General features: G+C 74.4%; 23 protein-coding genes. 12 read left to right on the top strand and 11 right to left on the bottom strand.

Translation table 11 applies throughout. The features are described 5' to 3' along the window. Nucleotides 1-89 precede the first annotated feature (89 nt). Both I598_RS11035 and I598_RS11030 read left to right on the top strand, forming a co-directional pair. Complete coding sequence (locus tag I598_RS11035; RefSeq protein WP_068203000.1) at nt 90-848, top strand: MerR family transcriptional regulator; 759 nt, start codon at nt 90-92, stop codon at nt 846-848. Nucleotides 849-891: 43 nt separating this feature from the next. Beyond that, entirely contained in the window at nt 892-1302 is a 411-nt protein-coding gene (locus I598_RS11030) for a hypothetical protein (RefSeq protein WP_068202999.1), read from the top strand. Between the two features lie 141 nt (nt 1303-1443). On the opposite strand, the gene I598_RS17650 is transcribed toward I598_RS11030, so the two are convergent. The 4 genes from I598_RS17650 to I598_RS11010 all read right to left on the bottom strand — a co-directional run bounded on the left by I598_RS17650 (nt 1444) and on the right by I598_RS11010 (nt 4825). Next, the gene (locus I598_RS17650) at nt 1444-2403 is read right to left on the bottom strand and encodes a hypothetical protein (RefSeq protein WP_068202998.1); all 960 of its coding nucleotides are present in this window, start codon (nt 2401-2403) and stop codon (nt 1444-1446) included. Nucleotides 2404-2487: 84 nt separating this feature from the next. After that, nucleotides 2488-3288, bottom strand: a complete 801-nt coding sequence (locus tag I598_RS11020) for an amino acid ABC transporter ATP-binding protein (RefSeq protein ID WP_068202997.1) — start codon at nt 3286-3288, stop codon at nt 2488-2490. Continuing rightward, nucleotides 3281-3934, bottom strand: a complete 654-nt coding sequence (locus I598_RS11015) for an amino acid ABC transporter permease (protein ID WP_068202996.1) — start codon at nt 3932-3934, stop codon at nt 3281-3283. The genes I598_RS11020 and I598_RS11015 overlap by 8 nt, the downstream gene beginning before the upstream one ends. Before the next feature lie 87 nt (nt 3935-4021). Continuing rightward, nucleotides 4022-4825 (bottom strand): amino acid ABC transporter substrate-binding protein, encoded by an 804-nt coding sequence (locus tag I598_RS11010; protein WP_068202995.1) that lies wholly within the window; start codon nt 4823-4825, stop codon nt 4022-4024. 202 nt (nt 4826-5027) lie between these two features. On the opposite strand from I598_RS11010, the gene I598_RS11005 reads away from it, so the two are divergent. The 3 genes from I598_RS11005 to I598_RS10995 all read left to right on the top strand — a co-directional run bounded on the left by I598_RS11005 (nt 5028) and on the right by I598_RS10995 (nt 7550). Continuing rightward, the gene (locus I598_RS11005) at nt 5028-5510 is read left to right on the top strand and encodes a heme-degrading domain-containing protein (RefSeq protein ID WP_068202994.1); all 483 of its coding nucleotides are present in this window, start codon (nt 5028-5030) and stop codon (nt 5508-5510) included. Nucleotides 5511-5577: 67 nt separating this feature from the next. Further along, entirely contained in the window at nt 5578-7170 is a 1593-nt protein-coding gene (locus tag I598_RS11000; RefSeq protein ID WP_068202993.1) for an amidohydrolase, read from the top strand. 50 nt (nt 7171-7220) lie between these two features. Next, the gene (locus I598_RS10995; protein ID WP_068202992.1) at nt 7221-7550 is read left to right on the top strand and encodes a TraR/DksA family transcriptional regulator; all 330 of its coding nucleotides are present in this window, start codon (nt 7221-7223) and stop codon (nt 7548-7550) included. A 10-nt stretch (nt 7551-7560) separates the two neighbouring features. On the opposite strand, the gene I598_RS10990 is transcribed toward I598_RS10995, so the two are convergent. The 5 genes from I598_RS10990 to phnD are packed head-to-tail and all read right to left on the bottom strand — an operon-like array spanning nt 7561 to nt 11637. Then, nucleotides 7561-8226 (bottom strand): TetR/AcrR family transcriptional regulator, encoded by a 666-nt coding sequence (locus tag I598_RS10990; RefSeq protein ID WP_232314133.1) that lies wholly within the window; start codon nt 8224-8226, stop codon nt 7561-7563. After that, nucleotides 8223-9047, bottom strand: a complete 825-nt coding sequence (locus I598_RS10985; protein ID WP_068202991.1) for a tyrosine-protein phosphatase — start codon at nt 9045-9047, stop codon at nt 8223-8225. The genes I598_RS10990 and I598_RS10985 overlap by 4 nt, the downstream gene beginning before the upstream one ends. Beyond that, complete coding sequence (gene phnE, locus I598_RS10980; RefSeq protein ID WP_068202990.1) at nt 9044-9889, bottom strand: phosphonate ABC transporter, permease protein PhnE; 846 nt, start codon at nt 9887-9889, stop codon at nt 9044-9046. The genes I598_RS10985 and phnE overlap by 4 nt, the downstream gene beginning before the upstream one ends. After that, nucleotides 9876-10706 carry a phosphonate ABC transporter ATP-binding protein gene (locus I598_RS10975; protein ID WP_068202989.1) on the bottom strand — a complete coding sequence of 277 codons (831 nt, stop codon included), beginning with the start codon at nt 10704-10706 and terminating at the stop codon, nt 9876-9878. Before I598_RS10975 ends, phnE begins: the two co-directional genes overlap by 14 nt. A gap of 4 nt (nt 10707-10710) precedes the next feature. Continuing rightward, nucleotides 10711-11637 (bottom strand): phosphate/phosphite/phosphonate ABC transporter substrate-binding protein, encoded by a 927-nt coding sequence (phnD, locus tag I598_RS10970; protein WP_068202988.1) that lies wholly within the window; start codon nt 11635-11637, stop codon nt 10711-10713. A 150-nt stretch (nt 11638-11787) separates the two neighbouring features. On the opposite strand from phnD, the gene I598_RS10965 reads away from it, so the two are divergent. Then, a complete protein-coding gene (locus I598_RS10965) occupies nt 11788-12402 on the top strand; it encodes a nucleoside/nucleotide kinase family protein (RefSeq protein WP_068202987.1) in 615 nt (204 codons plus the stop codon). Between the two features lie 13 nt (nt 12403-12415). Here I598_RS10965 and I598_RS10960 read toward each other — a convergent pair whose 3' ends face one another. Next, complete coding sequence (locus I598_RS10960) at nt 12416-13156, bottom strand: VOC family protein (protein WP_068202986.1); 741 nt, start codon at nt 13154-13156, stop codon at nt 12416-12418. Beyond that, entirely contained in the window at nt 13153-13551 is a 399-nt protein-coding gene (locus tag I598_RS10955; protein ID WP_068202985.1) for a VOC family protein, read from the bottom strand. The genes I598_RS10960 and I598_RS10955 overlap by 4 nt, the downstream gene beginning before the upstream one ends. Before the next feature lie 106 nt (nt 13552-13657). On the opposite strand from I598_RS10955, the gene I598_RS10950 reads away from it, so the two are divergent. From I598_RS10950 to I598_RS10925, 6 genes are all read left to right on the top strand, one after another. After that, on the top strand, nt 13658-15094 hold the full coding sequence (locus I598_RS10950) for a class-II fumarase/aspartase family protein (RefSeq protein WP_068202984.1): 1437 nt from the start codon (nt 13658-13660) through the stop codon (nt 15092-15094). Nucleotides 15095-15211: 117 nt separating this feature from the next. Continuing rightward, complete coding sequence (locus I598_RS10945; protein ID WP_068202983.1) at nt 15212-16852, top strand: hypothetical protein; 1641 nt, start codon at nt 15212-15214, stop codon at nt 16850-16852. A gap of 85 nt (nt 16853-16937) precedes the next feature. Next, nucleotides 16938-18818, top strand: coding sequence for a hypothetical protein (locus I598_RS10940; RefSeq protein WP_157557212.1), 1881 nt, complete (start codon nt 16938-16940; stop codon nt 18816-18818). A 255-nt stretch (nt 18819-19073) separates the two neighbouring features. After that, nucleotides 19074-19844 (top strand): TetR/AcrR family transcriptional regulator, encoded by a 771-nt coding sequence (locus tag I598_RS10935; RefSeq protein WP_083973194.1) that lies wholly within the window; start codon nt 19074-19076, stop codon nt 19842-19844. A gap of 9 nt (nt 19845-19853) precedes the next feature. Continuing rightward, a complete protein-coding gene (locus I598_RS10930; RefSeq protein ID WP_068202981.1) occupies nt 19854-20837 on the top strand; it encodes an ABC transporter ATP-binding protein in 984 nt (327 codons plus the stop codon). Continuing rightward, complete coding sequence (locus I598_RS10925) at nt 20834-22486, top strand: ABC transporter permease (RefSeq protein WP_068202980.1); 1653 nt, start codon at nt 20834-20836, stop codon at nt 22484-22486. The genes I598_RS10930 and I598_RS10925 overlap by 4 nt, the downstream gene beginning before the upstream one ends. Nucleotides 22487-22597 lie beyond the last annotated feature (111 nt).

Genomic DNA, 22597 nt, shown 5'->3' with positions numbered 1-22597 from the left:
GCGGGGCCGGGGCGACCCTACAGGGAACCTGCCGGTCCCAGGTCACGGGCCTTGCGCTTGACGCGACGTCAACCTCTACCGTCGATCCCATGAGCCGATCCATCCAGGACGTCGCCCGCCTCGCGGGGGTCTCCAGCCGCACGCTGCGGCACTACGACCAGATCGGGCTGCTGGCGCCGTCGGGCACCGGGCCCGGCGGGCTGCGCCAGTACGACGACGCGGCCGTCCGTCGCCTCCAGCGCATCCTGCTGCTGCGAGACCTCGGGCTGCCGCTGGCCGACGTCGCCGCCGTCCTCGACGAGCAGACCGACGAGGCGGACGCCCTGCGCGGTCACCTCGCCGCGCTCCGCGCCGAGCGCAGCCGGGTGGACCGGCAGATCGCGTCGGTGGGCCGCACGCTCACCGCACTGACCGAAGGGAGGCCGATCATGGCCGAGGACATGTTCGACGGGTTCGACCACACGCGCCACGAGCAGGAGGTGACCGAGCGCTGGGGCGCCGACGCGTACGCGGAGGGCGACCGGTGGTGGCGCGGGCTCGGCGCCGACGAGCGGGCCGACTTCAAGGCCCGCGTCCAGGCGCTGAGCGAGGCCTGGGCCGCTGCCGCGGACGCCGGGACGGACCCGACGTCGCCGGACGCGCAGGCGCTCGCCGCGCGGCACGTCGCGTGGCTGGCCTCGGTGCCGGGCACGCCCGGTTCGGACGTCGGCCGCCCGTCGAAGGAGTACGTCGTCGGCCTCGCCGAGATGTACGTCGCCGACCCGCGGTTCGCGCAGAACTACGGCGGTCTCGACGGCGCGACGTTCGTCCGGGACGCGCTCGTCGGCTACGCCGAGCGCGAGCTGTAGCGGGCGCGGCCGGCGCCGGGGCGGAGGGTGCGAGACTGCACCGATGAGCGACGACTGGGTCCGGCGGCGCACCGAGGCCGCCCACGAGCACGCCGCCCGCCTGGCGGCCCGGCAGGACGCCGAGCACGCCCGGGCGGAGGCGATGCTCGCGGAGTTCGTCGCGGCCGCCGTCGCGGCTGGCCTGCCCACCGAGCCGCTGCAGGTCAAGGGCTACGGGGGTCGTGGGACGGCCCGCACCCCGCTGCGTGGCTGGTACCTGCGCCACGACCGGACGGCCGCGGTCTCCGCGGACGGCGACTTCTACGTCCTCATCGCGCCGCTGTCCGTGCTCGACCGGGTCCGTGGCGTGCGGCCGACGCCGTCGCGGCCGCCGCTGGTGCTCGGCGCCGGTGGCAAGGACGGCGACTCCGTCGACCTCGTCGACGCGCTCGCCCGGCTGCTGCCGACCCGGTAGCCCCGCGCCGCGGTTCCTCCGGCATCACCGGCTGATACCGGAGGTGCGCTGCGTCGGCCGTGGCCGGTGCCGCCCTTCCTCACGCATCGGTGGACGACGCCGCAGGAAGTGCGCCCTCGGCGGTGCCGGCGACGCCGGTTCTCACCCAGCGGGCGTGGACGGCGGGAAGACCCCGGCCGCCAGCAGCAGCTCCGCGACCTCCGGCGTCGCGGCGTACCCCGCCGGGCGGTCGTCGCGGACCGTGGCCGCCGCGTGACGCAGCAGGGCGGTGTTGCGGACGTGCACGTTCTCGATCCCCGGGCCGGGCGGGTCCAGCGGGAACGTCTCGGGCGTGAGGTCCTGCGGGGCGAGCAGGTCGCGCGGGTCGCGGACGGCGACCCACCGGTCCACCGGTGCCGGCCACGCGAGCGGGGCGACGGCGGCGACGGCGTCCCGCACGGCGGCGATCGCCAGCGGCGCTCCGAGCGTGACGAGCAGCGGGACGTCCCGGCCGACCGCGGCCCGCGACCGCAGCACCTGGAACGCCACCACCGCGCCCAGGGAGTGCGCGACGACGACCGCCGGCTCGTCGTCCGGCAGCGCCGCGAGCACCCCGGCCTCGACGGCGGCCCGGGCGTCGGGGTCGTGCAGGTACGTGTGGACGTCACGGGCGAGGACCAGCACCACCGCGCCGCTGAGCCCCGGCACCCACCGGTCGATCGCGGCGAGGGCGGACGCCAGCGCCACGGCGAGGGCGTCCCCGACGACACCTCCCGCGGCGGGGGTGACCGGGGCGGCCGGGACGTCGCCGCCGACCCCGGCGAGCACCTCGCGCGCCACCGCCAGGACGAACCGCGCCCCGGCGGCGTCCAGCCCGGCGAGCAGCGGCAGGTAGCCGTCCGCCCGCTCCGCGTGCGTCGTCACCGGTGGGGTCGGCGTGCCGCCGGTGAACGCGTCCAGCATCGCGCCGTAGTGCACGAACGTCGCGTCGTCGTCGGTCGGCCGCACGTCCGACCCGACGGCGTCCAGCCCCGCGGCCAGCGCGGCGAGCCACCGCCGTTCGACGTCGTCCGGGTCGACGTCGCCGGAGTCACGGCCGTGGAGCAGCACCAGTCGGGTCACTCCCCGACGGTAGCGGGCGCGCCCGCCCCCGTCGCGGGGGACCGCCGGCCCCCTGCCACCGCCGAGCATGCCCTCTCGGCGGTTTCAGTCGAGGCCGTCGAGGGGGTGCAGGATCCGGTGCAGGAACTGCCGGGTCCGCTCCTCGCGGGGCTCGGTGAACATCTGCCGGGGTGCACCCCGCTCGACCACGACGCCGCCGTCGAGGAACAGCACCTCGTCGGCCACCGCGCGCGCGAACGCCAGCTCGTGCGTCACCACGACCATCGTCCAGCCGTCGTCGGCGAGCTCCTTCATCACGGTGAGCACCTCACCGACGAGCTCCGGGTCGAGGGACGACGTCGGCTCGTCGAACAGCAGCAGGTCGGGCTGCAGCGCCAGCGCCCGCACGATGCCGACGCGCTGCTGCTGCCCGCCGGACAGCTCGCGGGGGTAGGCGTCGGCCTTGTCGGCGAGCCCGACACGCGCGAGCAGCTCACGGCCGCGCGCGTCGGCCTCGGCGCGGGGGACACGGCGGACCTGCGTCGGTCCCTCGGTGACGTTCTGCAGCACCGTGCGGTGCGGGAACAGGTTGTGGTGCTGGAACACCATCGCGGAGCGGTCGCGGACGGCGTCGCGGGCGACCTGCGCGGCGCGGGCCGCGCGTCCCCGGGCACCCGCCGTCGCGGCGAAGTCGACGCTCGGGCCGCCGTCGAACGCCAGCGTGCCCGCGTCCGGGGTGCTCAGCCCGTTGAGGGAGCGCAGCATCGTCGTCTTGCCGGACCCGGACGGTCCGATGAGCGCGACCACCTGCCCGCGCCGCACCTCCAGGTCGACACCGCGCAGCACGTGGTTGTCGCCGAACGACTTGTGCAGGGCGCTCGCGGTGAGCAGCGGGGTCTCAGACATACTGCTCCAGCTTCCTCTCGATCCGGCTCTGCGCGAACGACAGCACGGTGCAGAAGATCCAGTAGATCAGCGCCGCCTCGACGTAGATCAGCATGAACTCGTAGGTGTAGCTCGTGATCTCCTGCGCCTTGCGGAACATCTCTGCGACGAGGATGAGGGACGCCAGCGAGGTGTCCTTGACCAGCGAGATGAACGTGTTGGACAGCGGCGGCACGGACACGCGGGCGGCCTGCGGCAGGATGATGCGCCGCAGCGTGCGTCCGCGCGACATGCCGACCATGTAGCCGGCCTCCCACTGCCCGGTGGGCACCGACAGGATCGCGGCCCGGATCACCTCGGCGGCGTACCCGCCGACGTTGAGGGAGAACGCGATGACGGCGCTCGGCCACGGGTCGATCGTCACGCCGATCGACGGCAGGCCGTAGAAGATGACGAAGAGCTGCACGAGCAGCGGGGTGCCGCGGACGGCGGACACGTAGAAGCGGCCGACCCACGCCAGGAACCTGTTCGCGGACAGTCGGAGCAGGGCGACGCCGAGCGCGAGGACGATCCCGATCGCGAACGAGGCGAGCGCGAGCGGGATCGTGCCCGTCAGCCCGGCGAGGACCAGCGGCCACCAGGAGTCGAGGAAGAGCTGGACGTCCATCGGGTCAGGATGTCATCCCGTGCGGGGCCGGGTACGCCACCGGGGCGGCGGTCACGTGGACCGCCGCCCCGGCGTGGTGCGGGGACGTCACTGCGTGACGTCGTCGCCGAAGTACTTCTCGGACAGCTCGGTGAGCGTGCCGTCCGCGGCGAGGGTCTCCAGCGCACCGGTGATCGCCTCGGCGAGGGCCTCGCGCTCCGGGGTGACGACGAACGCCGACTCGGACGTCTCCTCGGTCTCCGCGGCGACCTGGATCGGCGCGTCCGGGTTCTCCTTGAGGTAGTCGAGCACGGTGAGCGAGTCGTTGATGGTGGCCTGCACCCGGCCCTGCTCCAGCAGCGCGACGGCCTGCGCCCAGCCCTCGACGGGCTCGACCGTGGCGCCGGACTCCTCGGCGAGGGTGCGCCAGTTGCTCGTGAGCGACTGGGCGGCGGTCAGGCCGTCGAGGTCCGCGAAGCTCGACACCGACGTGTCGCCCTCCGGCACGACGACGACGCCGCGGGACACCGTGTACGGCTGGGAGAAGACGTACTGCTCCTCGCGCTCCGGGTTGATGGACACCTGGTTGGCGATGGTGTCGAACCGGCCCGCGTCGAGGCCCGCGAAGATCGCGTCCCACTGGGTCTCGGCGAACTCGATCTCCAGGCCGAGCTCCTCGGCGACGGCCTCCGCGACCTCCACGTCGTAGCCGACGAGCTCGCCCGAGGCGTCGTGGAACGTGAACGGGCGGTAGGTGCCCTCGGTCGCGACGGTGAGGGTGCCGTCCTCGACGAGCCCCAGCCCGCTGCCCGCACCCGACGCCGCGTCGTCGTCGGAGGAGCCGCAGGCCGCCAGCGCCAGGGCGGTCACGGTGGCCGTCAGGGTGGCGATGAGGGCGCGCTGGTGTCGCATGAGTTCTCCTGTGTCGTGGCCGACGGCGGGTCTCGCCGGGCGGTTCCGGGGCGGTGCGAGCGGTTCGTATCGACCCGGTGCATCGGTGACATCGACGGTCTCGATGTCATCCCGTGGCAACACGGTAGGCCGCGGAGCGCATTCCCGCTGTGAGCGAGACCACCCGATGATCGGGTCCGCGCCGGCGTGCGAGGCTGGGCCCATGAGCACCGACGACGTCGCCGCCCTGATCGCCGAGGTCGAGGCCGCTGAGCACGAGCTCGTGCTGCCCCGGTTCACCCACGACGACGCCTGGCGGCTCGGCTGCCTGCTCGTCGAGCTCGCGACCGAACGCGACCTGCCCGTCACGATCGACGTGCGCAAGGGCTCTCAGCAGGTGTTCCACGCCGCACGCGAAGGCACCACGCCGGACAACGACTCGTGGGTGGAGCGCAAGGTGCGCGTCGTGTACCGGTTCGGGGCGTCGTCGTACCTGGTGGGGCTGCGCGCGCGGGCTTCCGGGCGCGACTTCAACGAGACGCATCAGCTCCCGCTCCAGGAGTACGCGGCGCACGGCGGCGCGTTCCCGATCCGGGTCGACGGCGTGGGGATCGTCGGCGTCGCCACCGTGTCGGGGCTCGCCCAGGGTGACGACCACGCCCTCGTCGTCGAGGCCTTGCGGGCCTTCGTCGCCACGTCCGCCTGACGCCGATCATGCCCTGACAGCGCCCGACCTGGCGGCCCGTCCCGGCGCCCGGACGGGCCGCCAAGGCATGGTCGGCGACCGGGTCGACGACGTGGAATACGGTGGCGCCGTGACCGTCCTCCTCGCGAACGCCCGCCCCGCCGGGGCGCCCGACCGCCTCGTCGACGTCCTGCTCGCGGGCGGCCGCGTCGCCGCCGTCGTCCCTGCCGGGACGGGCCACGACGCCGTCGCGCGGGCCTCGGCGGGCTGGGGCGACGGCGCCGCCCCGGAACGCGTCGACGTGGACGGCCGCACCGTGGTCCCCGGGCTCTGGGACACCCACACCCACCTCACGCAGTGGGCGATGGTGCGGCGTCGGCTCGACGTGTCGGCCGCGACGAGCCCCGCCCACGCCGCCGCGCTCGTGGGGGCGGCGCTCGTCGACCCCGCCCGGCACCCCGCCCCCGGCCGCCCGTTCGTCGGCTTCGGGTTCCGCTGGGCGACCTGGACGGACGAACCCAGCGCCGCGGTCCTCGACTCCGTCGCCGGCGACGTGCCCGTCATCCTGCTGTCCGGGGACCTGCACTCCGCCTGGGCGTCCACCGCAGGCCTGCGCTACCTCGGCATCGGCGAGCACCCCACCGGGCTGCTGCGCGAGGAGGAGTGGATGCCCGCCTCCCCGGCCATCGTCACCGTCACCGACGACGTCGCCGACACGTTCGTGGCCGAGGCCGCCCAGGCCGCCGCCGAGCGCGGCGTCGTCGGCGTCGTCGACTTCGAGGTCGCCGACAACCTCACCGCGTGGCGCCGTCGTGCCGAGGCCGGCTGGGACGGGCTGCGCGTCCGCGCGGGCGTCTGGGAGCAGCACCTGCGCGCCGTCGTCGAGGCCGGGCTGGCGCACGGCGACCCGCTCGCACCCCACGCGGGCCCGGCCGCCGACCTCGTCACCCAGGGCCCCCTCAAGGTGATCTCCGACGGCTCCCTCAACACCCTCACGGCGTTCTGCTTCGACGAGTACGTCGGGCACAGCGGCCCCGACGCGCACGGCATCCTCAACGTCGCCACCGACCACCTCGTCCCCCTCATGGCACGCGCCCACGCCGCCGGGCTGCGCTGCGCGATCCACGCCATCGGCGACCACGCCAACGCCCTCGCCCTCGACGCGTTCGAGGCGTCCGGCGCGCGCGGCTCCGTCGAGCACGCCCAGCTCCTGCGCCCCGCCGACGTCGCCCGTTTCGCCGCGCTCGGCGTCACCGCCAGCGTGCAGCCCGAGCACGCCATGGACGACCGCGACGCCACCGACTCCCTGTGGGCCGGCCGCGGTGCACGCACCTTCCCCCTGGCCGACCTCGCCGCCGCCGGGGTCACGCTCACCTTCGGCTCCGACGCACCCGTCGCCCCCCTCGACCCCTGGGCGGCGATCTCCGCGGCCGTCACCCGCGAGCGCGACGGCCGCCCCTCCTGGCACCCGGAGCAGCGCATCGACGTCGCCGTGGCGCTCGCGGCGTCCACCGACGGGCGCGGCACGACCGTGCGTGTCGGCGACCCGGGCGACGTCGCCGTGCTCGACGTCGACCCGCTCGCCGTCGGCGGGGACGCCGCGACGCTCGCGCGGCGGCTGCGGCAGCTGCCCGTCGCGGGGACGCTCGTCGCCGGGCGCTGGACGTACCGGGCGTTCTGAGCCCGACCCCGGCCCGTCGGGGTGTCGGTCGTCGGGGGCAGACTGGCCGGATGGGAGTCGAGGAGGACCTGCGCGCGCGGGTCGCGGCCACCGACGAGCGGATCGCCCGGCACCGCGCGACCGTCGAGGGCATCGTCGCGTCCGTCCGCTCGGAGAACGTCGACGACGAGCACGACCCCGAGGGCGCGACGCTCGCGTGGGAGCGGCAGCAGGCCGCCGCGCTGCTCGCGGACGCCGAGGCCGACCGTCGGGCCGCGCTCGACGCCCTCGACCGGTGGGCGGCCGGTACCTACGGCGTGTGCGAGGTCTGCGGTCGGGAGATCCCCGCCGAGCGGCTCGCGGTGCGGCCGTCCACCACCCGCTGCGTCGAGCACGCCTGACCGGACGAGGTCAGGCGGCGCGCATCCCGTGCCACGCGACGCGGATCGCCTCGCGGCAGCGGCGCACCACCTGCGGGTCGTCGAGCGACTCGCCGCGCACCACGTACTGGTAGTAGACGACGCCGGTGAGCAGGTCCATGCAGGCGTCCAGGTCGAGGTCGTCCCGCAGCTCGCCGCGCTCGATCCCGGCGCGGAGCACCGCCTCGAGCCCCGGCCGACGCCGGGCCACGTGGGAGCGCCAGTACGCCTGCGCGAGCCGCCGGTCCGTCAGGGCGAGCCGCAGCCGCAGCCGGAACCGCTCCTCCGAGTAGCCGCCGGCCGCAGGGTGCGCGTCCGGGGTGAACGCGGCGAGCAGGTTCGCCAGGAGGTCGCCGTCGAGCGAGATGTCGTACGGCTCCCGACCGTGGTCGAGGGCCGCGGCCACCAGGTCGGTCATGCCCGGCCAGCGGCGGTAGATCGCCGCCCGGCTCACGCCGCTGCGTTCCACGACCTTCCCGACCGTGACCTCCTCGCCCGACTCCACGAGCTCGACGGCGGCGGCGAGGATGCGCTCGTCGTGCCCCTCGGCGCGGGGACGCCCCGGACGCCGCCGGACGGGTTCGGCGGGGACGTGGCCGACGCCGGCCCGCTCGTGGCGGGCCGGCACCGGCCGGGTCGGGGTGACCGACGGCGTCACGCCACGTCCGCGTCGTCGGCGGGCCGCAGGAGGCGCTCGCGCAGGCGGGCGACGAGACCGTCGGTGAGGCCCGCCGCGCGCAGCGGCGCGAGGGGGTCGCCGTGCCGCTCCGTGAGGGTGGCGATGAGCTCGCGCATCGGCGCGTCGGAGAACTCGGCGCGCACCGCGGCCCGCGCGGCGGCGTCGAGGTCGAACCCGAACCGGGCGAGCAGGGGAGCCATCACGGGTGCGATGCGCTCCTGGATCGCCGCGGAGTTCGCGCCGGTGCGGGAGTAGTCGGTGACGACGTCCTCGGTCTCGGCACCCAGGGTGAGCAGCACCGCGGCCGCCAGCACGCCCGTGCGGTCCTGACCGGCCGCGCAGTGGAACGCGACCGCGCCGGGGGACCAGGCGATGACGGCGAGCGCGGTGACGATCTGGCTGGCCGCCCCCTCGAACATGCGCAGGTACATCGCGCCGAACCGGGACTGGTCGAGCATGTCGGCGGTGGCCGTGCGGCCGCCCGGACGACCGGTGTCGTCGGCGGCCTGGCCGATGTTCGCCATGAAGGGCACGTGGTGGTAGGTCACCTGCGGTGCGACGCCGAGCGTGCCGCGTCCGGTCAGCGCCACCTCGTCGGCCGAGCGGAGGTCGACGACGGCGCGCAGGCCCCGAGCGACGAGGCCGTCCGCGGAGGCCTGGTCGATCGTCGCCAGGTCGTCGGCGCGCAGCACCACGCCGGGGTGGACGGTGCCGCCGGCGACGGGGATCCCGCCCAGGTCGCGCAGGTTGACGGGCGCCGACAGCGGGAGGTCCGCGAGGGCAGGGGCGAGCGTGGTCACGTGATCTTCCTCCGGATGATGGCGCTGAGCTGGTCGATGACGGTGACCAGCACGATGATGCAGATGACGATCGCGGACAGGTGGCCGTAGTCGTACATCTTCATGGCGGTGGTGAGCTCGAGGCCGATGCCGCCCGCGCCGACCATCCCGAGGATGGTGGCGCCGCGGACGTTGCCCTCGAACAGCAGGAGCGTGTAGGAGACGAGCAGGGGACCTGCCTGGGGAAGCACCCCGTACTGCACGACCTGGCGCTTGGACGCGCCGACGGCCTGCATCGCCACGACGGGGCCGTCGTCGACGGCCTCCATCGCCTCGGCGAACACCTTGCCGATCGAGCCGACCGACCCGATCGTCATGGCGAGGATGCCCGCGAACGGGCCGAGCCCGACCGCGGAGACGAACATGAGCGCGAACACCAGGTCGGGCAGCGACCGGATGACGTTCATGACCCAGCGGCACGGGTAGTAGACCCAGCGCGGGGCGATGTTGGATGCCGCGCCGAACGCCATGAACAGGCTGAGGCCGGCGCCCAGCACGGTGCCGACGACCGCCATCTGGAGCGTCTCGACCAGCTGCTCCACGATGACGTCGAGCTCGTCCCAGGACGGCGGGAACATCCGGGCGAGGAATTCGCCCATGTTGGCGGCGCCCTCTCCGAGCTTCGCGAAGTCGAACTCCGCGCCCACGGCCGACCAGTACAGGACGGCGATCGCGACCGGCACCCCGAGCAGGAACCGGGCGCGCGGGACGTTGAACGCCCGCTCCAGCCGAGCCCGCTCGGCGGGGTCGAGCCGCGGCTTCTCGGACGCCCGGCGTCGGTCGGTCGTCTCAACGGTCGGCATCGTCGGCCTCCTGGTCGTGCGCCTCGGTCGGGTCGTCGTACACGACGCCGAGCTGCTCGGCGTCCAGCTCGGCGGTCGGCGCGCTGACCAGCACCTCGCCGTGCCGCAGCCCGACGACGCGGTCCGAGTGCTCCAGCGCCAGGTGCAGCACGTGCAGGCTGACGAGCACGGGGATGCCGTCGGTGCGGGCGATCTCCTGCAGCAGGTCGAGCACCTGGTGCGACATGGTCGGGTCGAGGGATGCCACCGGTTCGTCGGCGAGGATCAGGCGGGGGCGCTGCATGAGGGCGCGGGCGATGGCGACGCGCTGCTGCTGGCCGCCCGACAGGGTGCGCGCCTGGTCGGTCGCCTTGTGCGCGATGCCCACGCGGTCGAGGAGCTCCATGGCCCGGCGCCTGTCGGCGCCGGTGAAGCCGCCCACGGCGTTGACGGGGCCGGCGGAGTGCAGGGCGCCGGTGAGGACGTTCGTCAGCACGCTGAGCCGGCCCACCAGGTTGAACTGCTGGAACACCTGGCCGACGTCGGCGCGCAGGCCGCGCAGCCGGCCGCGGCGCAGCGTGCCGACGTCGTGCCCGGCGACGTGCGCCGAGCCGCCGGTGATCGGGGCGAACCCGGTGAGGCTCTTCATGAGCGTCGACTTGCCCGACCCGGACGAGCCGAGCAGGGCGACCGTCTCGCCGGGGAACAGGTCGAGGTCGACGCCGTCGAGCACGAGCGGGCCGTCGCCGTACGCGACCCGCAGGCCCCGCACGGACACGAGCGGCGACGGGGACGTCGTCCCGAGCGCCGACGGCGGGAGAGTGGTCAGGGTGGTCATCGGTTCAGCCGAGGTCCGAGATGTCGACGTCCGCGATCGCCGCGATGTCGACGAACGGCTGGAAGATCTCGGTGCCGGGCTCGAGGATCGGCTCGGTGCCCTGCATGGCCTCGAGCATCGCGCCGAGCTGGTCGGCGTTCTCCTCGGTGAAGACCTGCGGCAGGGCCTCCAGGAGCTCGGAGCGCTTGTCCTCGGCGAGGCCCTGGTCGGCGAGCACCGTGACGGCGACCGGCATGGAACCTGACTCGCCGATCGAGCGGGTCTCACCCTCCGCGAAGGGGAAGTAGTCGGTGCCGACCATCGCCGTCAGCGTCGTCGACGTGCACGCCACGTCCACCTGCCCCTCCTCGAGGGCGACGAAGCTCATGTCGTGGCCGCCGGAGAACATCGACGTGTAGTCGACGTCCTTCTCCAGGCCTGCCTCGTGCAGCATCGCCACCGGCATGAAGTAGCCGGAGCTCGATGCCGGGTCGGCGAACGCGACGACCGTCTCCGGCGTGACGTCCGCCAGGGACTCCAGCTCCGAGTCGGCGAGCACGAGGCACGTGGAGACCGGCTCGTCGTTGCCCGGCCATGCCACCAGGGAGTCGACCTCGCCGGTGTTGACGGCGAGGGCGGACGGGAAGCCGCTCATGAAGCCGATGTCGACGTGGTGGTTGCGCAGGGCCTCGACGACCGCCGTGTAGTCGGGCACGTCGACGATCTCGACCTCGCGGCCTGTCTCGGCGGTGACGAGCTCGGCGAAGGCCTCGATCGGGTTCTCGGCGCCGGGGTCGTCGCCCAGCGGGGTCGTGGCGAACGTGATCGGCGCGTCGGGGTCCGACGCCGCGGGCGCGGAGTCGTCGGCCTCGGCGTCACCGGAGCACGCGGACAGCAGGAGGGCGGCTCCGAGGCCGAGGGCACCGAGAGCGGGCAGGGCGCGGGTGCGCATGGCGGTCCTTTCACACAGGGCTGTGGGTATCGCGACGGGCGATACGGGAACTACAGCCGGGCGAGGTGACCGTGAATTACGAGACCGCCGGACCTGGAACCGAAGCCTGGGTGAACAGTCGGTGCGACCCGCCTGTGCCAGCATGTCGGGGTGCGCGCGCAGCCGGTGACTCCCGACGGGGCGGTGGCGCACGTCGTCGAGCAGGTCCTCACTGCCGACGGCACCGTGCGGGTACTGGTCGACGGGCACCCCTCCACCGGCACGGCACGGTTCGCGGACGCGCTCGTCGGGCCGCTGCGCGCCGCCGGTCGGCCTGTCGGCCGGGTCGCCGCGCGGGACTTCCTCCGGGCCAGGTCGGTGCGGCTGGAGCAGGGCCGACGCGACCCCGACGCGTTGCTGGACGCGTGGATCGACGTGGAGGCCCTGAACCGGGAGGTGCTCCGGTCCGTCGTCCGGCGCGGACGCTACCTGCCCAGCCTGCGCGACCCGGACACCGGACGCTCCACCCGCGCCGGGTACGTCGAGGCCCCGCCGGGCACCGTCGTCGTGCTCGACGGCACCCTCGCGCTGCGGCGCGGGCTCGACGTCGACCTCGGTGTCCACCTCGCGCTCGCGCCGGCCACCGAGACGCGCCACACGCCGCTCGACGACGCCTGGCAGCTCGCCGCCTACGGCCGCTACCGGCGGGAGGTACAGCCCGAGCGGCGCGCCGACGTCGTCGTCCGCGTCGACCACCCCGACCGGCCCGCGCTCCTCCTGCGCTGACCCGCCGGGTCGCTCAGATCCGGCAGAGGCAGAACGGGTGCCCGGCCGGGTCCGCGAACACGCGGAACGTCTCGCCCCCGCCCGGAAGCCTGGTCGCGCCCGCCGCCAGGGCGGCGGCCTCCGCGTCGTCGAGGGACTGCGCACCGATCGCCAGGTCGAGGTGGCCCTGCTGCGGGTACGCCGGGTCCGGCCAGCGCGGCGGGTTGTAGCCCTCGACCTGCTGGAACAGCAACGGCCGGTCGCCGCCGATCATCGCCATGCCGTCCGCGTCGTGGGTCACCTCCACGCCGAGCAGCCGCGCCCAGAACGCCGCAGTCGCCGAGGCGTCCGCGACGTCGAACGTCACGCCGAACACCTCCAGCGGCCCCGGCGCGACGTCGCCCACGCACAGGTCGAACGTGTGCCCGTCCAGGTCGGCGAGCGTCGTCCAGCGCTCCGACTCGCGCAGCACCGTCGCGCCCAGCTCCCCGGCCTTCGCCGTGTACGCCGGGACGTCACCGACCAGCAGGTCCAGGTGGAGCTGCTGCGGGTGCTCCTGCCCCGGCCAGCGCGGCGGCACGAGCTCCGGCGCCGGCTGGAACGCCAGCGACCACCCGCCCGGCAGGGTCAGCGTCACCCAGTCGTCGCCCTCGGCGGCCTGCTCGACCTCGCCGCCCGTCAGATCACGCCAGAACGCCGCGGACCGCTGCGGGTCCGGGACGTCCAGCACCAGTGCGTCCACGGCCGCCACGCGGCCCGTCGTGTCCTGCGTCATGCGTCGACTCCTTCGTCCTGGATGATCAGCAGCATCGTGCCGTCCGGGTCGCGCAGGTACGCGACCCGCTCGCCCCACGGCATGTCCGCGGGCGGGACGGCCACGGCGCCCCCCGCGGCGGGGGCCGCGGCGACCGCGGCGTCGAGGTCCGGCACGTACGCGCAGACGTCGACGGCGTGCCCCGAGGCCGGCAGCGGCACCTCGCCGTACATCGCCGGCGTGGTGCCGAGGGCCAGCGCCACCTGACCGGCGCCGACCCGCAGCGTGAGGTACACCGGGTCGCCGTCCGGCGGGAAGCGGTAGGCCTCCACGCCGCCGAGCGCACGCTCGTAGAAGGTGCGTGCCACCGCCAGGTCCCGGCAGTTCACGATCGGGAACATCTCACCGCGTGCCATCCGTCCAGTGTGGACCCGGCCACCCACACGAGACCTGTCCCTCACATGCCCGCAACACGGCTGAGGCAGAATGCGAGAGCAGCCAAGCACCTCCAGGGAGGCCGCCATGATCGTCGCGCCGTTCGGCCGGTTCACCGAGGGCCGTGTGCCCGACCCTGGCATGGCCAGGCTGTTCACCCGGGAGAACCGCTGGCAGGCGCGGCTCGACGTCGAGGCTGCCCTCGCCCTCGCCGAGGCCGACGCCGGGCTCATCCCGCAGGAGTCGGCCCGCGCCATCGCCCTGACGGCACGCATCGAGAAGCTCGACATCAAGCGGGTGCTCGCCGCCACCGCCGAGGCCAGCCACCCTCTGGTCCCGCTCATCGAGGAGTTCGCGCGCGCCGTCGGCTCCAAGCACGGCGGGTGGGTGCACTGGGGCGCGACGACGCAGAACATCACCCAGACCGCCGACGTCCTCGTGCTGCGGGACGCCCACCGCGTGCTGCTGCACCAGCTCTCCCGTGTGCTGCGGTCCGCCGCCACGCTCGCCGAGGCCTCCGCGGGGCTGCCGATGGCCGGGCGCACCCACTCCCAGCACGCCGTGCCCGTCACCTTCGGCTTCAAGGTCGCCGTGTGGATCGACCAGCTCGTCGCGCACACCGAGCGCCTCGAACGCCTCGACGACCGCCTGTTCTGCGTCCTCATGGGCGGTGCCGCGGGAACCTTCGCGTCCTTCGGCGAGGTCGGCCGCGTCATCGAGGCCGGGGTGGCACGCCGCCTCGGGCTGCACCCCATGCGGGTGCCGTCCCGGTCCGTCAACGACGGGATCGTCGAGCTCGTGCTCGTCCTCGCCCAGCTCGCCGCGACCATCGGCAAGATCGGCAAGGACGTCTACGCGCTCATGCAGCCCGAGTTCGGGGAGGCGTTCGAGCCCGTCCCCGAGGGCACCGTCGGGTCGTCGACCATGCCGCACAAGCGCAACCCGCAGCTCGCGCTCGACCTGCTCACCATGTCCGCCGAGCTGCGGGCGCTCGCGGCCCCCGCGCTGGAGTCGATGCTCCACGACCAGGAGGCGAACGGTGCGATGACGGCGCTGCTGGAGGACGTCTCGGCGTCCGCCGCCGTCCTCGCCGGGGACATGCTGGCGCGGCTCGAAGTCATCATGGACGGCCTCGAGCTCAACCCCGACCGGATGCGGGCGAACATCGCGCTGTCCGCCGGGATGATCGGGTCGGAGTCCCTCATGCTCGCCCTCGGGGAGAAGATCGGCCGTCAGCGCGCCCACGACATCGTCTTCGAGGTCGCCCAGGAGGCCGCCCGCGAGGACGTCCCCTTCCTGGACATGCTGCGCGCCGACCCGCTGGTGGGGGGCGTGTTCGACGAGACCGAGCTGCGCCACCTCATCGACCCGGCGGCCTATCTCGGGCTCAGCGCCGAGATCGCCGACGACCTCGCCGCGGCCGCCATCGCCACGTCGGAGCGGCTCGCCCAGCTGCCCGAGCGCATCCCCGTCCTCACGCACGACGCCCGCCAGCCCTCGCTCAACCGCACACAGGTGCGCTGACTCGCGCCGTCGTGCGCTGACTCGCGATGCTGCGGTTGCACGACGCGGGCAACTGTTCCAGAGTGATGCACATCACGGTCGACCAGCCGTGAGGACGTGCACCAGTCAGGGGGCGGCATGACACGCCGGGCGAGCGCCACGGAGGGCATCCTCCGCCGCGTGGTGCTGCGCGGCGCGACCGTCCTGCTCGGCGCCACGGTCACGACGTTCTGCGTCGCGACCGCTGCCTCCGCCGACGACGGGGAGCGCGAGAGGCCCCGAGGTGTCGTCGCCGGCCTGCTCGGCACGGTCACCGACGACGTGCTCGACCCGGTCCTCGGCGCGACCGGCGAGGTCGTCGAAGACGTGACCGCCCCGGTGGTGGACGTCGTCGAGAAGGTCGCCGAACCCGTGACCCGCGCCGTCGAGAAGGCGAACCGGCCGGCGCAGGAGCCGACGCCGGAGGAGACGACTGCTCCCCGGGAGCCTGCTGCCCCGGCGTCTGACGGCGCGAAGACGGACAGCGCGAAGGCTGACGGCGCGAAGGCTGACGGCGGGAAGACGGACAGCGCGAAGGCCGGCGCAGGGAAGACCGACGCCGCCACGACGGACGGTGCGAAGACCACGGACTCCGCCACGTCGGGCGGTGCGAAGGACGATGCCGCGAAGGACGACAGCGCGAAGGACGACAGCGCGAAGGACGACAGCGCGAAGGACGACAGCGCGAAGGACGACAGCGCGAAGGACGACAGCGCGAAGGACGTCAGCGCGAAGGCCGACGCCGCGACGACGGAGGCGGGGTCCACGCCGCTGCGTGACACCGTCGAGGCTGTCACGCCCGTCACCGACCCGGTCCTGGACCTGGTGGGGGCGGTCAGCGGGACCGCCGCACCCGCGGTCGAGCTCGTCGGCGGCGTCCTGCAGCCGGTGACCGACGCCGCGTCCCCGGTGGTCGAGGCGGTGACGCCGGTCCTGGCGCCCGTCACCGAGACCATCGGCCCGGTGGTCCAGGCCGTCGCGCCGGTGCTGGACCCTGTCGTCGGCGTGCTGAACCCCGTGACGGGGGCGCTGACCCCGGTGACCGACCGGCTGGGACCCGTCCTCGACCCGGTCACGCGGCCCGTCCTGGACGCCCTCGACTCCGTCGTCACGCCGGTGACGGACGTGCTGGCGCCCGTGACGGGTCCGGTGGTCGACGGCCTGGAGCCTGTCGTGCCGGGCGGTCTCGTCCCTGACGGCGTGCTGCCGGACGGCTCGGCGCCCGACGGTTCGCCGCCCGGCGGCATCCCTGGCACCACACCGCCCGACGGCGGTGCACCCGCGGCCGCAGACCCGACGGCGCAGGACCCCGCGGCGACCCCGGCCGACGTCGTCGCGGCACCCGTGCCCGACGGCGGCCAGCCGGCCCCGACGGACGGCGGTCGGACAGTCCCCGCTCCCGCCGCCGTCCCCGCTGCCACCGCCGTCGCCGTGGCGCCCGTCCAGGCGGCCCCGGTGACGCCCCCCGCCGTCGACGCGGCGGACGCCCAGGCACCCACGGACATCGTCGACGCGACGTCGTCGTCCACCGACCTGCCCTCGACCGCGCCGCAGCCGGCGACGGTCGGTGCGCCCGCCGCGCCGTCCGGCGCGGCCCGCGCCGGTGCCGGTGGCGCCGACCTCCACGCGTCGCTCGCCGACCACCCGCGAGCAGGCGCGGTCCAGTGGCTCCTGCCGGCCCACGAGAGTTTCGCACCGCTCCCGGTGCCGGCCTTCGACATCCCGGTCTCTCCCGCCTGACGGCCCCGCGCCGCGCCTCGAGCGCGGCCACGGCGCGGGCAGCACCCGCCGCCCGCGGAACCCGTCAGACAACAGGAGAGACAACATGCGTACAACTGCGCGCCGAGTGCTGCGGACAGCACTCCTCGCGGGCGGCCTCGTGGTCGCCGGGGCCGTCACGGCCCACGCTGCCGACGGCGACGTCGTGGACGTCGAGATCGGCGAGGACACCTCGGTCGAGCTGAACCTGTCCGAGATCACCGAGGAGGCGTCCGACGCCACCCTCGACACCCCGGTCGACCTCCCGGAGGTCGACACCCAGGCCGTGGAGACGGTCGTGGACGACCTCGTCGGCGAGGACGGTCCGGTGGACGACGTCCTCGGTGCCGACGAGCCGTCCGACACGACGACGGACGACGTCGTGGACGCCGTCGCGGAGGACGTCAGCGACGCGGTCGACGACGTCGCCTCGGGTGACGTGGCCGCAGCGGTCGACGAGGTCGTCGCCGAGGACGGGCTCCTCGACGACGTCGTCGAGGACGCTCCCGCCGGTGACGGCGACGGTGCCGGATCGGGCGGGGGAGACCCTGCCGGTGACGCCGCCGACGCGGTGACCGACGTCGTCGAGGGTGCCGCGGGCGCCGTCGAGGACACCGGCGCCGCGGTGGACGACGCCCTGGGCGCGGAGGACACCGTGTCCGGTGCCGTCTCGGGTCTGGTCGGCGAGGACGGACTCGTGGACGACGTCCTCGGGGCCGACGAGCCGGAGCAGGGCGTCACGGACGAGGTCCTCGACGCCGTCCTCGACGACGTCGAGGACACGGTGGACGACCTCGCGGCCGGTGACCTGGACGGCGTCGTGGACGACGTGGTCGCCGACGACGGCGTGGTCGACGACGCGCTGGAGGACGGGGGCGTGGACACCGCGCTCGACGGCCTCCAGGGCACCACGGGCGACCTCGACGAGGCGCTCGGCACCGACGGTGCCCTCACGGACGTCGTGGACGGCCTGGTGGGCGAGGACGGGCTGGTGGACGACGTCGTCGGCCCGGACGAGCCGGAGGGCGGCGTCACCGACGGCCTGGTCGACGCGGTGCTCGACGACGTCGACTCGGCCACCGACGAGCTCCTCGCCGGTGACGTGCCCGCCGTCCTGGACGACGTCCTCGCCGAGGACGGCGTGGTCGACGACGTGCTGGAGAACGGCGGCGTCGACACGGTCGTGGCCGACGTCGTGGACGGCACCGGGGCGGTCGACGACCTGCTCGGCACCGGCGACCTCGTCGAGGGCACGGTGGACGGCCTGCTGGGCGAGGACGGGCTGGTGGACGACGTCGTCGGTCCGGACGAGCCGGAGGAGGGCGTCACGGACGGCCTGCTCGACGAGATCCGCAACGACCTCGACGACACCGTCTCGAACCTGCTGGAGGGCGACCTCGCCGGGGTCGTCGACAGCATCCTCGCCGAGGACGGCCTGGTCGACGACATCCTCGAGAACGGCTCCGACGGCGGCGACGGCGGCGGTGACGACGGCGGTGACGACGGGTCGGACGGCGGTGACGACGGCTCGGACGGGTCCGACGGCTCGGACGGCGCCGACGGCTCGGACGGGTCCGACGGCTCTGACGGGTCTGACGGCTCGGACGGCACCAACGGGTCTGACGGCGCCGACGGCACCGACGGCACGAACGGCTCCGACGGCACCGCGGACGCCGGCGACGGCAACGCGGGTGGTCCGACGACCGGCGGCCCGTCCGTCCCGGCGGGTCCCACCGGCCCCACCGGTCCGACCGGCCCCACCGGTCCGACCGCGGCGACGGGTGACGGTTCGCCCGTCGTCACGGCGTCCGCGTCGGGCGCCGGTTCGGGGACGGGGGCGCTGGCGGCGACCGGCGCCGAGCCGGGTCTGCTCGGGCTCGCGGGGGCGCTGGTCGCCCTCGGGCTCGTGCTGCTGGCGGCGCGGCGGCGGGTGACTGCCCGCGCCTGAGCCGTCCGACGGCCGCGGCCGGGCGTGGAGCGTCGCAGGGGGACGCACCACGCCCGGCTGGCAGGCCACGCTGCGCCCGCGGGGCGCCATGAGCTCCACGGTCGGCCGTCACGTGGTCGGCCGTGGGGAGGGGGCGCGGGGCCGGTGCTCGCTGGGGAGCGCACCGGACCCGCGCCCTGGCGTGCCCGGTGAGCGGCCGCCAGCCGTCGCCGTCAGCCGTTGCCACCAGCCTGAACAAGTGTTTAGTCTGGCCTCATGAGGTCAGCCACCGCGGGCGAGAACCTGCGTGCGACAGCCGGCGCCGACGGCACGCCGTCGGCACGCGACCGCATCCGGGACGTCGCCGTGGTGCGCTTCGCGCGTTCCGGGTTCGGGGCGTCGGTGCGCACCGTCGCGGCCGACGCCGGGGTGAGCCCCGCGCTCGTCATCCACCACTTCGGGTCCAAGGGCGCCCTGCACGCCGCGTGCGACGAGCACGTGCTGGCGTGGATCGTGGAGGCCAAGCGGGCCAACATGAGCCGCGCCACCAACGGGCAGCTCCTCCAGGTGCTCGCGGAGGCCGACGAGTACGCGCCGCTGCTCGGCTACGTCCTGCGCTCCCTCCAGGCCGGCGGGGACGTCGCGCGGACGTTCGTGCAGCACATGATCGACGACGCCCTCGTCTACACCGGCGAGGCGGTCGCCCAGGGCATCGCCAAGCCGTCCGTCGACGAGGCGGCGCGGGTCCGCTACCTCGTGCTGTCCGCGCTCGGCACCCTGCTGCTCGCCCTGACGCTGGACGAGCCCGAGACCCCGGAGGACCTCGGGACGTACGTCCGCCGCTTCCTCGACGAGCAGTACCTGCCCATGGTCGAGCTCTACACCCAGGGCTTCCTCACGAGCCGCCGCATGCTCGACGACTACCTCCTCTACGTCGGGGACCCGCCGTCGTCCGCCGCACCCGCGTCGTCGGCGACCGCCGGCCCCGACCAGGCCGGCCCGGACGCACCGTCGCCCCTCCCCGACCCCGTTCCGCCCTCCCCCTGAGAGGTAGCCATGACCACCACCGCACCGGGCTCCGACGCCCTCGCGATCGAGATCCACGACCTGCACAAGCACTTCGGTTCCACCCGCGCCCTCGACGGCCTCGACCTCACCGTGCCGCACGGCGAGGTCGCGGGGTTCCTCGGCCCCAACGGCGCGGGGAAGTCCACGACGATCCGCGTGCTGCTGGGGCTGCTGCGCCCGACGTCGGGCACGGCCCGGCTGCTCGGCGCGGACCCGTGGTCCGACGCCGTGGCGCTGCACCGTCACCTGGCCTACGTGCCCGGCGACGTCACGCTCTGGCCGAACCTCACCGGCGGGGAGGCGATCGACTACCTCTCCCGGCTCCGCGGCAAGCCCGACCGCCGCCGTCGCCAGGAGCTGCTGGAGGCGTTCGAGCTCGACCCGACGAAGAAGGCCCGCACCTACTCCAAGGGCAACCGGCAGAAGGTCGCGCTCGTCGCGGCGTTCGCCACCGACGCCTCCCTGCTCGTGCTCGACGAGCCGACGTCCGGCCTCGACCCCCTCATGGAGGCCGTGTTCACCGAGCAGGTGCGCCAGGCCAGGTCCCGCGGGGTGTCCGTGCTGCTGAGCAGCCACATCCTGTCCGAGGTGGAGAAGGTCTGCGACACCGTGACCATCATCCGCGCGGGCAAGGCCGTGGAGTCCGGGACGCTGGACGAGCTGCGGCACCTCACGCGCACGAACGTCACCGCCGTCGTCGACGGCGACCCGTCCGGCCTCGCGCACGTCGCCGGCGTGCACGACGTCGACGTGCGTGACGACGTCGGCGGCACGCGTCTGTCCTTCGACGTCGACCACTCCGCCATGGGGCAGGTGCTCACCGTGCTGTCCGGCCTGGGCGTGCACTCCTTCACCGCGGCCCCGCCGTCGCTCGAGGAGCTGTTCATGCGGCACTACGGCGACGACCTCACCGCCGGTGACGCCGCCCCGGTCGGGTCGTCGGCGTCCGACGTCGAGGCGGGTGCGCGATGAGCACCGCCGTCGCGCCGCACGTCGACGTGGCCCGCGGGAGCACCCTCACGGGGACGGGCTCGCTCGTGCGGTTCGTGCTGCGCCGCGACCGGGTACGGCTGTCCGTGTGGGCCGCCTCGATGGTCGCGTTCTACGCCTACTTCACCTACGCGCTGGACACCGTCTTCGCCGACCCGGTCGCCCAGCAGGGCCGCGCCGCCGTCATGGAGACCCCGGCGGGCATCGTCATGGGTGGCCCCGGGTACGGCCTCGACCACTACACGACCGGGCCCGCCATGGCGAACGAGGGCATCGTCTGGGTGGTGCTGGCGCTCGCGATCTTCTCGATCCTGCACGTCGTGCGCCACACCCGCGCCGAGGAGGAGTCGAACCGCTCCGAGCTCGTGCGCGCCGCCGTCGTCGGGCGGCACGCCCACGCCGTCGCGGCGGTGCTCACCCTGGTGATCGCCCAGGCCGTCATCGCCGTGCTGTCGGCGCTGGCGATGGTCGCCGTCGGGGACCTCGCCGTCGCCGACTCGTTCGCGATGACCGTCGGGTCCGGGCTCAGCGCCCTCGTGTTCGGCGGGGTGGCGCTGGTGGCCTGCCAGGTCACCGAGCACGCCCGCACCGCGACCGGCCTCAGCCTCGCCGCGTTCGGCGCCGCCTTCGTCGTCCGCGCCGTCGGCGACATGCGCGAGCTGGGCGGCTCCCCGCTGTCCTGGCTGTCCCCGATCGCGTGGGCGCAGCAGATGCGGGCGTTCGTCGACCTGCGCTGGTGGCCCGCGGTGCTGTCCGTCGTCGCCGCCGTCGTGCTGCTGTGGGTGGCGTCGGTGCTGGCGTCGCGCCGCGACTTCGGCGGGGCGCTGCTGCGGTCCCGTCCTGGGCGGGCCGACGCGCGGGCGTCGCTGCGCTCCCCGTTCGCGATGGCCTGGCTGCAGCAGCGCGGCATGCTGCTGTGGAGCAGCCTCGGGCTCGGCCTGCTGTGGTTCGCCACCGGCACCCTCATGCCCGAGATCGACACGATGGTCGGCGACATCATCGCCGACAACCCCGTGGCGCAGCAGATCTTCGGCGCCGACCCGTCCCAGCTCTCCGTCACGTTCCTCGGCGTGATGATCCTCTACGCGGCGCTGTGCTGCGCCGCGTACGCCGTCGTCGTCGCCCAGCGACCCAAGGCGGAGGAGACCTCCGGCCGCGGTGAAGTCCTGTTCTCCCTGCCTGTGTCCCGGCACCGCTGGCTCGGCGCGCAGGTCGCGGTGGCGGCGCTCGGCACCGTCGTGCTCCTGGCCGTCAGCGTCTGGACCACCTGGGCTGGCGCCGTCGTCGTCGGCTGGGACGACCAGACGTTCGGCGACTACACGACCGTGCTGTGGACGTACCTGCCCGCGCTGGGGGTCTTCCTCGGGCTCGTCGTGGCGCTGTACGGGTGGGCGCCGCGGCTCACCGGGCTCGCGTGGGCGCTGCTCGCCTGGACGTTCGTCATCGGGATGTTCGGCGCGCTGTTCGACCTGCCCGACTGGGTGTTCCGGCTGTCGCCCTTCGACTGGGTGCCCACCGCGTTCTCCGGCGACTTCGCCGCCGGGGACCTCGCCGTCCTGTGGGGCGTCACGGCCGTGCTGGTCGTCCTCGGGTTCGTCGGGTTCCGCCGCCGGGACCTGATGACCGCCTGACGCCCCGCACCGGGTGTGACGCATCGAGCGTGCCGGCTCGACCCCTCAAACCGGGTCAAGAGGTGCCAAGTCAGCACGCTCGATGCCCGGCGGGGGAGGAGGCCGGGCTAG

Source organism: Isoptericola dokdonensis DS-3, from assembly GCF_001636295.1.
GTDB lineage: Bacteria > Actinomycetota > Actinomycetes > Actinomycetales > Cellulomonadaceae > Isoptericola > Isoptericola dokdonensis.
Note: the sequence above shows the minus strand (reverse complement) of the source record. Positions and strands in the feature narration are given on the sequence as shown.